The organism is uncultured Veillonella sp., from assembly GCF_915069625.1.
GTDB lineage: Bacteria > Bacillota > Negativicutes > Veillonellales > Veillonellaceae > Veillonella.
Window position 1 is genome coordinate 1 of sequence record NZ_CAJZFD010000077.1, and the last position, 9,195, is coordinate 9,195.

The window sequence follows — 9,195 nt, forward strand, 5'->3', positions numbered from 1 at the left end:
TTGTGAAAGTTATAAGTTATAATAAATATTTATGAGTGATAAATTTCACTTGTTTTGTAGTGAATATATTGTATATAATGAATAGAATCTATTTTATAGATAGAAATGTAAATGAGGTACCTTATGATTGATATCAAAAAAATAATTGAAACTAATAAAGAATATGTGAAAAACCATCCTGAATTACCAAAGGCTGGACTAACAAGCCATCCTACAAAGAAAATGGGCATTGTAACATGTATGGATACGCGTTTAGTATGCATGCTAGAAGATGCATTAGGTTTTAATCGTGGCGAAATTATCGTCATTAAAACAGCTGGTAATAGCGTAACACAACCTATCGATAATATCGTACAAAGCTTGCTTGTTGCTACCTATGGTATGGGAATCGAAGATGTATTAGTCATCGGCCATGAAAACTGCGGCATGATTGATTTCTCCGCTACAACATTTATGGAATCCATGAAAGAAAAAGGTATCAGTGAAGATGCAATTCGCATGATCGAACCAGGCCTTATTGACTGGATGGATCGTTTCCATATCTCCGAAGACAATGTAATCTATACAGTTAACTTCTTGCGTAACCATCCACTATTCCCAAAAGGAATGGGATTCTATGGTGGCATGATGGACCCTGATACAGGCGAATTCCGTTATATTGAAATTTAGTAGTGGCCTCGATGGGCCCCTCTACATAACTACATTTAGGTAAAAAAGAGTGATGACTAAAGTCATCACTCTTTTTCTTTTCCCAAAATAGCCAACCTATTATTAGCGTATTCAAAGGGGCGGATATGACTCTATGGGACTAGTACGGAGATAATGTTATAAAAAGCAGTGTCCCTAAGCGAAGCGCGACTTAGTTTACTATGGAGCGATGAGCTAGGTTCTGTGATTTTTAATTTGGCTCCCACTGATGTATTGGGGCCCCATATAGTCCTATCATGGTTAACCTTAAGCGTAATAATAGGTTGACTATATATTCCGTTTGGCTGTATATTGTAATTAGATTGTAAACTTACTCACATAAATTAGTTAACCTATGCGGCGTTAAGTATCGCTGAGAGGAGACATGTATGAAGCAGTTAGGTATTTCTATAATTGGTACAGATACGGATGTAGGCAAGACGTTTGTGACCGGGCTGTTAGGGGCCATGGCTGTAGATGATGGTTTTGCGGTTGGTATGGTTAAACCAGTGTCCTCTAGTGCGGTACCTTTTCCTGAATGTGTAACGATGGATGAGGATAATTATAATGTGGATCTTGAAAGTAAGGATGCTACGCATTTGATGCGTTCTGCAGGCATTCCGGAATCTCGTCGTCATGAGGTTAATCCGTATGCTATCGCAGGTGATTTTTCTCCCCGCCTTGCTGCAGAGTTATCTGGTATAGAAATCGATTATGATGGTGTAGTAGCTCATACATTAGATGTTGTTAATCGCTATGATCTAACCTTTGTAGAAGGTGCTGGTGGTATTACAACACCTCTTTACGGCGATAAAACATTCACGGATTTAATGAAAGATATTAAATTACCAGCCATCGTTGTAGCTGATGGACGATTGGGCTCCATTAACCGCGCGATTTTGACTTGTGAATACGCGAAGATGCATGGTATTGAGGTGAAAGCTATCATCGTAAATGATACAACGGCAGTAGATCCATTCTTATTGAAAACAAATGTAGAGGATATGGAACGATACACAGGTATTCCTGTAGTAGCTGTTGTACCGCCATACCAAGGGCCAGATATTCAAAAGGTTCAGCTTGGTTGGGCTCGATCCTTTGTGGATTCTAAGAAGGTATGGAATACAGTATTAGGTATATAGTAGTTAGATATTGTAATTTAATTTAGACTAATTATTTATGGTAATAGACTGTTATAGTAATTGAGTATTATAGGTATTGAGAGTTATAGTTTGTAGAATTTGTACGTATGAGGTGACGAAATGGCAGAGAAACAGCTTTCACAAGCAGCACAGTGGGACCATGAGTTTGTATGGCATCCATTTACACAAATGCAAGATTGGTTAGCACAAGAACCAGTAGTAATCGAACGTGGTGAGGGGGTATACCTCATCGATGAGAACGGTAAAAAGTATTATGACGGTGTATCTTCCTTATGGGTTAACATTCATGGACACAATCATCCTGTATTAAATCAAGCCTTGAAGGAACAAGTGGATAAAATTGCCCATAGTACATTGCTTGGTCTTGTAAGCCCACCATCTGCACAGTTGTGTAAAGAATTGGTAGAGCTTGCGCCAGAAGGCTTAAATAAAGTATTCTTATCCGATGATGGCAGTACGGCTATTGAAGTGGCTATCAAGATGGCCTACCAATACCGCCAACTTGTGGGACAAACGAAGAAAACTAAGTTCATTGCCCTCAATGCGGGCTATCATGGGGATACATTAGGCACCGTATCTGTAGGTGGTATTCAATTATTCCACCAAGTATTCCATAATTTATTATTCAAACCTTTGACATTGCCAAGCCCTGGCGTATATCGCGACGTAGCTGATCGAGAAAAAGCCTTTGAAGAATCTTTGGCTGAACTAGAACGCATCCTCAATGAAGAGGGTGATGAAATCACGGCTCTCGTTATGGAACCATTAGTACAAGCTGCAGCAGGCATGCTCGTAATGCCTCATGGCTATTTGAAACGGGTTCGTGAATTAACGGCGAAACATGATGTATTCCTCATTGTCGATGAAGTAGCCACAGGCTTTGGCCGTACTGGTAAATTCTTTGCCTGTGAACACGAAGGTGTGGCGCCAGACTTTATGACCTTGTCTAAAGGGATTACTGGCGGTTATATGCCTCTCGCTGCCACATTGACTACACAACGTGTATTCGATGCCTTCCTCGGCACATTTGAAGAAAAGAAAACCTTCTACCATGGACACTCCTATACAGGTAATGCCTTGGCTTGTGCCGTTGCATTAGCTTCGTTGAAAGTATTCCGCGATGAAAAGGTTATCGAAGGATTACCTAAGAAAATCGAGGCTTTCACCAATGCATTGAAGCCAATTGAAAACTTGAAACATGTTAAAGAGGTTCGTCAACGAGGCCTCATCGTAGGGATTGAACTTGAAAAAGATGTGGCTACTCATGAGGCGTATCGTCCAAATGATGCGGTAGGGGCTAAAGTGGCCATCCTTGCTCGTGAACAAGGCCTCATCTGCCGTCCAATCGGTGATGTGGTAATCCTCATGCCGCCATTGGCGTCCACTGTGGAACAATTAGAGGATATGGTTCGCATTGTTGGTGAAAGTATCCAACGCGCTACTGAAGAAGAGGGAATCCTCGAAGACTTACGACCAATAATTCTATAACAATTTACGGCTAAGTATTTTATAAAGATTTAAGGTAAACGTAAAAGCTATATATGTCATGATTCTACGGTTCTAGAGTCGTCGGCATATATAGCTTTTTATATGTTTAGCGGATAATGTTTCGTTAAGTCTTTAAACTATAGACTATACATTGTGAAAATTCGATGATATTTTTGCATATCTATGATACTATATACGTATAAAGGAGGTCATCGTATGGACATTTATGTAATTATGCAAGTTATTATTTTATTTGGTGCCATCTTCCTCGGCGTTCGTCTAGGTGGTATGGGCATCGGTTACGCTGGCGGCCTTGGTGTAGTGTTGTTAAGCCTCGGCATGGGGATGTTCCCAGGGCAGATTCCTTGGGATGTAATCCTCATCATCATGTCTGCTATCGCTGCTATTTGTGCTTTACAACTCGCTGGCGGTCTCGATTATTTGGTGCGTATTGCAGAAGGTATTTTGCGTAAAAATCCTAAGCATATCAACTACTTAGCACCAACAGTTACGTATTTCTTAACGCTATTGGCTGGTACAGGTCATACAGCATTTTCTATGATTCCTGTAATTGTAGAGGTGGCAAAAAGTGAAAATATTAAGCCATCTGTACCATTATCCATTGCCGTTGTAGCAAGCCAAATTGGTATTACAGCGAGCCCAGTATCCGCAGCAGTTGTTGCTATGAGTGGTTTCCTTGAACCATATGGGGTTAACTATCCAACATTGCTTGCCATCTGCATTTCTACTACATTCGTAGCGGTTATGATTACGGCATTTATCATGTCTACCTTCGCGAATAATGATTTGTCTTCCGATCCAGTTTACCAAGAACGTCTGGCAGCAGGTCATGTGGCTCCACCTCGTGAAAAGAGTGCTGATTTCCACTTGAAACCAGGTGCGAAAACTTCTGTATTGATTTTCTTGATTGGTATTATTTGTATCGTATTCTATGCAACTGCCATCTCCAAGAACATTGGTCTTATTAAACCTGTTATTTTTGGTCGAAATGATGCCATCGTTGGTTTCATGATGGTAATTGCAGCGGCTATTACATTCTTCTGTAAAATTGATACAGCACAACTTGTTAATACAAGCACATTTAAATCCGGTTTATCCGCATGTGTCTGCGTACTAGGCGTAGCATGGTTGGGCGATACTTTTGTAAAAGGTCATATTCCTGAAATTAAAGCTCTTGCATCTAGCTTGGTAACAGCATATCCATTCCTATTAGCTGTAGCATTCTTCTTTGCTAGTACATTGTTGTATAGCCAAGCGGCGACTACACAAGCATTGGTACCAGCTGTAATTCTAGCTCTCGGCATTACGCCAGAGAACCCAGGATCCGTATACATTATTATCGCTTCCTTCGCAGCCGTATCTGCACTCTTCGTATTGCCTACATACCCAACACTTTTGGGGGCTGTACAAATGGACGATACCGGCTCAACACGAATCGGTAAGCTTGTATTTAACCATCCGTTCTTCATCCCTGGTGTACTTGCCATCGCGATTTCAGTAGCACTTGGCTTCGTAGTAGCGCCATTGATGTTGTAATAGGTGAAAGTTAAATAAAGCTAATACGAAACATCATAAAATTACAAAAGGACGTAACTCTTACAGTTACGTCCTTTTTCTTGCATTTACTTATAGATTTTTATTAGCCTTTATTCTTGCAGTTTTTACAGATCCCCGCAATTTCTAGATGATGTTCTGTCACCGTGAAGCCTGCATCTGTTAGTTCCTGTGGCATTTCTACGACAGGACAGGTGTGAAGAGGAATCATGGCCCCACATTTAGTACATACTGCATAGTGACGATGCGTATGAGGAGTTATCTCATAATATGCCATATCGCTACCCATGAGTGTTGTACGGGTAACAATATCTTTTGTTTCTAATAATTCAAGAGTACGGTAGATGGTAGACATCCATGTGGTGCTACCATCACCTAAACGCTCTGCGATTTCCATAGCAGTAATGGGGTTATCTGTACTTGTTAATACTGACCAAATGGCTTCGCGCTGTTTGGTCTTTTTTATGCCTTCAGGCCAATTTGTTGTATTCATAACGCTCTTTCGATTCTGTTTTAATACTAAACATGCTACACAAGTATAAGTAGATAATTTATTTTGCACAGAATAGCTACCTTATTTTGATAATAGAATAGCTACCCATATATTGATAAGTATCTTTGTTTATTTGCTAAATTGCATGCGGCGAAGGATGGTTCGGATGTTTTTGATGACCAGAACCACTAGTAGAATTGCCACCGATGTGAGTGATACAAAACCACCTGGAGCTACGTTGAGATAGTAGGATCCGAATAGGCCAATAACCATAGCTAGCAAACTAAATCCAATAGAACAGAGTAATGTGGTTCTAAATCCTTTTTCTAGTTGTAATGCTGACGCTACAGGTAAGGCAATCATAGCACTTAATACGAGAACGCCGACGATTTTAATAGAAATGGATACGGCCGCAGCCATTAAGATTGCAAAGATGTAATTGATAAAATCAACCTTAACACCTGCTACGCGCGCGGCCTCTTCATCATAGGCGATGTAGAGGAGTGAGTTATATAAGAAATATAAGGTTAAAACAGATAGAATAGTTAGGGCTGCAATGCTAATCATATCTGTTGTGTTTACAGTCAAGATGCTACCGAAGAAGAACACATTAGCATTAGCTTTCAACTTGCCTGAACTAATAAGGGTAATAGCGGTACCAATACTAAGTGACAAGATGATGGTTAGGATCAAATCGAGATGGTGGGAAAAGTATTTCCGCAAGAACTCGATGAGGGCACCGCAGATAGCGGTAAAGATGAATGCTCCTAAGATAGGATTGGTATTTGTTAATAAGCCTAATGTAATACCTGCTAGCGATGCATGGCTCATGGTATCGCCAATCATACTAGAACGGCGTAGAACCATGAAAATACCGATGCATGGACAGAGTAGAGAAATGCAGATGGCTACGAAGAAGGCATTTTGCATGAAATCATAATTAAACATGGTGCACCTCCTTAGTTGTAGTATCATCGGCCTGAGCCTGAGCCTGAGCCTGAGCCTGAGCCTGAGCCTGAGCCTGAGGTGTTACATCTGTAAAGCAAGCACAATTTTCGTGATCCATAGGATTGCGCCCTGTGCTGTGCATGATTTCACTAGCGTATTGTTCAGGAGAGCAAAGGTGACCTTGGCCATTTGCGATGTGGTAGATATTAGTTGAATTGGCTAGGGCCATTTCAAGGTTATGTTCTACGGAGATAATTGTAATGTGGTGTACTTGGTTTAACTCGCGCAAAAGGGCGTAGATGCCTTCTTGGCTTTTCCGGTCGATACCAGTAGATGGTTCATCGAGTATGATGAGGTCAGGGCTGCCGATGAGGGCACGCGCGATAGATACGCGTTGCGCTTGACCACCTGACAGTTTACTGATTAAACGGTCTTTGAACGCTGTCATATTGGTAAGCTCTAATACGCGATCTACTTCATGCTTATCTTTAATCTTTAGTAATTTACGGTAGGAATCGAGGATTTCTTTTACCGTAATAGGGAAGCCTGCATGAGAAAAATCATTTTTTTGAGACACGTAGCGAATATTGTTTGTATCTCGTTTGATAGAGCCTTTTACAGGTGTAAGAAATCCTAAAATGAGGCGTAGCAAGGTACTTTTACCACACCCATTATCCCCAACAATGGATATATAATCACCACTGTGAATATGTAAGTTAAGGTCATTCAACACATAAGGTGGCTGACCTTGGTAGGAAAAATAAAGATGTTCTATGGATAACATATAAAAACCACTTTTCTAATTGACAAAATCTTGAGTAAGTTTATACTATAACTATATTACAAATGCAACTGAGTCGCAACTGCAACTAAAGAATGGTTACTATTCTATGAAAGCATAGCGATCAGGATTTCACAAAGGAGGACTACGATGGTCAAGAAGCTGGTTTTGTTAATGATAGGCATCATGATGGCTGCCTTATTTGCAGGCTGTGGCAATGATGCACCAAAGGAACAAGCAGGTAAGAAAATCCAAGTGGTAACAAGTTTTAATGCGATGGCTGAATTTGCAAAGGCTATTGGCGGTGACAAGGTAGAGGTGTCTACTATTATTCCAGATGGCGTAGAGCCACATGATTTCGAGTTGAAACCTGACAATATGAAACAATTGGCAACAGCTCAAGTATTCGTGTACAACGGTTTCGGTATGGAACCTTGGGCACAACAAGCGATTGATGCGGCTAAAAATAGCAAGCTCATTACTGTTGTTGCTACAGAGGGCGTAGAAGCTATCAAAAATACTGATCCTGAAGAAATTAAGGAACATGGCGCAGAAGATCCTCATGCATGGTTATCTTTAAAAAATGCAAAAATTGAAGTGAAAAATATTAAAGATGCTTTTGTAAAAGCTGACCCAGCTAATAAGGATTACTACGAAAAGAATTACAATGACTACGTAGCTAAACTTGATGAAATGATTAAGAAATATGAAGGTCAATTTGCACAAGCGCCTCATAAAAACTTTGTTACCGGTCATGCAGCATTTGCGTACCTATGTCGTGACTTTGGTTTGGAACAAAACAGTGTAGAAGATGTATTTGCTGAAGGCGAACCAAATGCAGCGCAATTGGCAGAACTCATCAAGTATTGTAAAGAAAACAATATCACTACTATCTTCGCAGAAGAAATGGCTAGTCCAGAAGTATCCAAGACTTTGGCAAGCGAAGTTGGTGCTAAGGTAGAAACTATTTACACAATCGAAAGTAACGAAGATAATAAAACATACTTAGAACGTATGGATGAAAACCTTACAAAAATTGCAGCATCTTTGAAATAAGATGAATGAAAAGCAGCCCTTGTTGGGCTGCTTTTTTAGTTCTATTCATTGCTCGTAATATTTAAAGTTGTAATAACTATAATTTTTGTTCCTATAGTATAATATATAATGAAAATAAATAAAAAGGAGGTCCAACATGGTTATCACTAATAGATTGGGGATTGCCGATTCCCCAACATTGGCTAGAGAAGAAGAACGAATTAGTAAAAAAGCGGCAACAACATTGTTTGAAGAAAACTTACTTAATGATATGCCTAGTGGTACGTGGACTACCTTGCAAAAAATCCATACTATATTATTCCAAGATATATATGATTTTGCTGGTGCATTACGAAGTGTGAATATTGTTAAAGGTAATTTTCGCTTTGTTCCTGTCATGTATCTTGCTGAAGCAGTTAGAACCATTGAAAATATGCCGCAATCTACTTTTGAAGAAATTGTAGAAAAGTATGTTGAAATGAATGTCGCTCATCCTTTTAGAGAAGGTAATGGTCGTAGCATGCGATTATGGCTTGATCATATGTTGTGTACAGAATTACAAAAGACCATCGATTGGAGTCAGGTGGATAAAGAGCAATATTTGTCTGCTATGGAACGAAGTCCAGTAAATGACCTAGAAATAAAAACTGTTCTAGCTAAGGCACTTACGAGTGATATCAATAATCGAGAACTATTTATGAAAGGCCTTGACCATAGTTATTATTTTGAAGGATATCAATTATTTAAAAGTGAAGACTTATAAGGTATAGAATTATGAATGGTATGTTTGGCCCATATATAGAAAAATGGATGCGTTTTATTACTGTTAAAAATATGTTGTTATTAGCTGTGACATCAGCAATCATAGCTGATATAGGGTTATATATATTAACGCTAATTTTCCCAAAGAGTCCATTTTTTAAAACATTTATTTGGGAGGTTATAGGCCCTATAGAACTTGAAGCAGTTCCTCTTATAGGATATGTGCTTGGAATTGTAGCGTTTGTTCTTGTATCTTCTGGTAT

The 9,195-nt window shown here is 39.5% G+C and carries 9 protein-coding genes and 1 pseudogene; 7 read left to right on the plus strand and 3 right to left on the minus strand.

Annotation, left to right across the window (positions count from 1 at the left end; translation table 11 throughout):
* The first annotated feature begins 123 nt into the window (after positions 1-123).
* The 4 genes from QZ548_RS05370 to QZ548_RS05385 all read left to right on the plus strand — a co-directional run bounded on the left by QZ548_RS05370 (position 124) and on the right by QZ548_RS05385 (position 4,895).
* Complete coding sequence (locus tag QZ548_RS05370) at positions 124-669, plus strand: carbonic anhydrase (RefSeq protein WP_119209149.1); 546 nt, start codon at positions 124-126, stop codon at positions 667-669.
* Between the two features lie 407 nt (positions 670-1,076).
* Positions 1,077-1,829, plus strand: coding sequence for a dethiobiotin synthase (gene bioD / locus QZ548_RS05375; protein ID WP_005387661.1), 753 nt, complete (start codon positions 1,077-1,079; stop codon positions 1,827-1,829).
* Positions 1,830-1,949: 120 nt separating this feature from the next.
* Positions 1,950-3,338 (plus strand): adenosylmethionine--8-amino-7-oxononanoate transaminase, encoded by a 1,389-nt coding sequence (bioA, locus tag QZ548_RS05380; protein WP_119206999.1) that lies wholly within the window; start codon positions 1,950-1,952, stop codon positions 3,336-3,338.
* Between the two features lie 216 nt (positions 3,339-3,554).
* Entirely contained in the window at positions 3,555-4,895 is a 1,341-nt protein-coding gene (locus QZ548_RS05385; RefSeq protein ID WP_105090090.1) for an anaerobic C4-dicarboxylate transporter, read from the plus strand.
* Between the two features lie 103 nt (positions 4,896-4,998).
* Here the strand turns inward: QZ548_RS05385 and QZ548_RS05390 are convergent, their stop codons facing one another.
* The 3 genes from QZ548_RS05390 to QZ548_RS05400 all read right to left on the minus strand — a co-directional run bounded on the left by QZ548_RS05390 (position 4,999) and on the right by QZ548_RS05400 (position 7,138).
* Positions 4,999-5,406: a Fur family transcriptional regulator gene (locus QZ548_RS05390; protein ID WP_295868941.1), complete on the minus strand. Its 408-nt coding sequence runs from the start codon at positions 5,404-5,406 to the stop codon at positions 4,999-5,001.
* Between the two features lie 129 nt (positions 5,407-5,535).
* Entirely contained in the window at positions 5,536-6,354 is an 819-nt protein-coding gene (locus QZ548_RS05395) for a metal ABC transporter permease (RefSeq protein ID WP_039969541.1), read from the minus strand.
* Complete coding sequence (locus tag QZ548_RS05400) at positions 6,347-7,138, minus strand: metal ABC transporter ATP-binding protein (protein ID WP_295868943.1); 792 nt, start codon at positions 7,136-7,138, stop codon at positions 6,347-6,349. The genes QZ548_RS05395 and QZ548_RS05400 overlap by 8 nt, the downstream gene beginning before the upstream one ends.
* A 147-nt stretch (positions 7,139-7,285) precedes the next feature.
* On the opposite strand from QZ548_RS05400, the gene QZ548_RS05405 reads away from it, so the two are divergent.
* From QZ548_RS05405 to QZ548_RS05415, 3 genes and pseudogenes are all read left to right on the plus strand, one after another.
* Entirely contained in the window at positions 7,286-8,191 is a 906-nt protein-coding gene (locus QZ548_RS05405; RefSeq protein WP_295214659.1) for a metal ABC transporter substrate-binding protein, read from the plus strand.
* Between the two features lie 136 nt (positions 8,192-8,327).
* A complete protein-coding gene (gene fic / locus QZ548_RS05410) occupies positions 8,328-8,933 on the plus strand; it encodes a protein adenylyltransferase Fic (RefSeq protein ID WP_295868944.1) in 606 nt (201 codons plus the stop codon).
* Between the two features lie 11 nt (positions 8,934-8,944).
* Positions 8,945-9,195 (plus strand): annotated as a pseudogene (locus QZ548_RS05415) (hypothetical protein); the annotation flags it as partial.

Bases quoted from the DNA above. Each gene is read 5' to 3' on its own strand.
- QZ548_RS05405 (WP_295214659.1), top strand. From the start codon at position 7,286: ATGGTCAAGAAGCTGGTTTTGTTAATGATAGGCATCATGATGGCTGCC.
- QZ548_RS05400 (WP_295868943.1), bottom strand. From the start codon at position 7,138: ATGTTATCCATAGAACATCTTTATTTTTCCTACCAAGGTCAGCCACCT.
- bioA (WP_119206999.1), top strand. From the start codon at position 1,950: ATGGCAGAGAAACAGCTTTCACAAGCAGCACAGTGGGACCATGAGTTT.
- bioD (WP_005387661.1), top strand. From the start codon at position 1,077: ATGAAGCAGTTAGGTATTTCTATAATTGGTACAGATACGGATGTAGGC.
- QZ548_RS05370 (WP_119209149.1), top strand. From the start codon at position 124: ATGATTGATATCAAAAAAATAATTGAAACTAATAAAGAATATGTGAAA.
- fic (WP_295868944.1), top strand. From the start codon at position 8,328: ATGGTTATCACTAATAGATTGGGGATTGCCGATTCCCCAACATTGGCT.
- QZ548_RS05385 (WP_105090090.1), top strand. From the start codon at position 3,555: ATGGACATTTATGTAATTATGCAAGTTATTATTTTATTTGGTGCCATC.
- QZ548_RS05390 (WP_295868941.1), bottom strand. From the start codon at position 5,406: ATGAATACAACAAATTGGCCTGAAGGCATAAAAAAGACCAAACAGCGC.
- QZ548_RS05395 (WP_039969541.1), bottom strand. From the start codon at position 6,354: ATGTTTAATTATGATTTCATGCAAAATGCCTTCTTCGTAGCCATCTGC.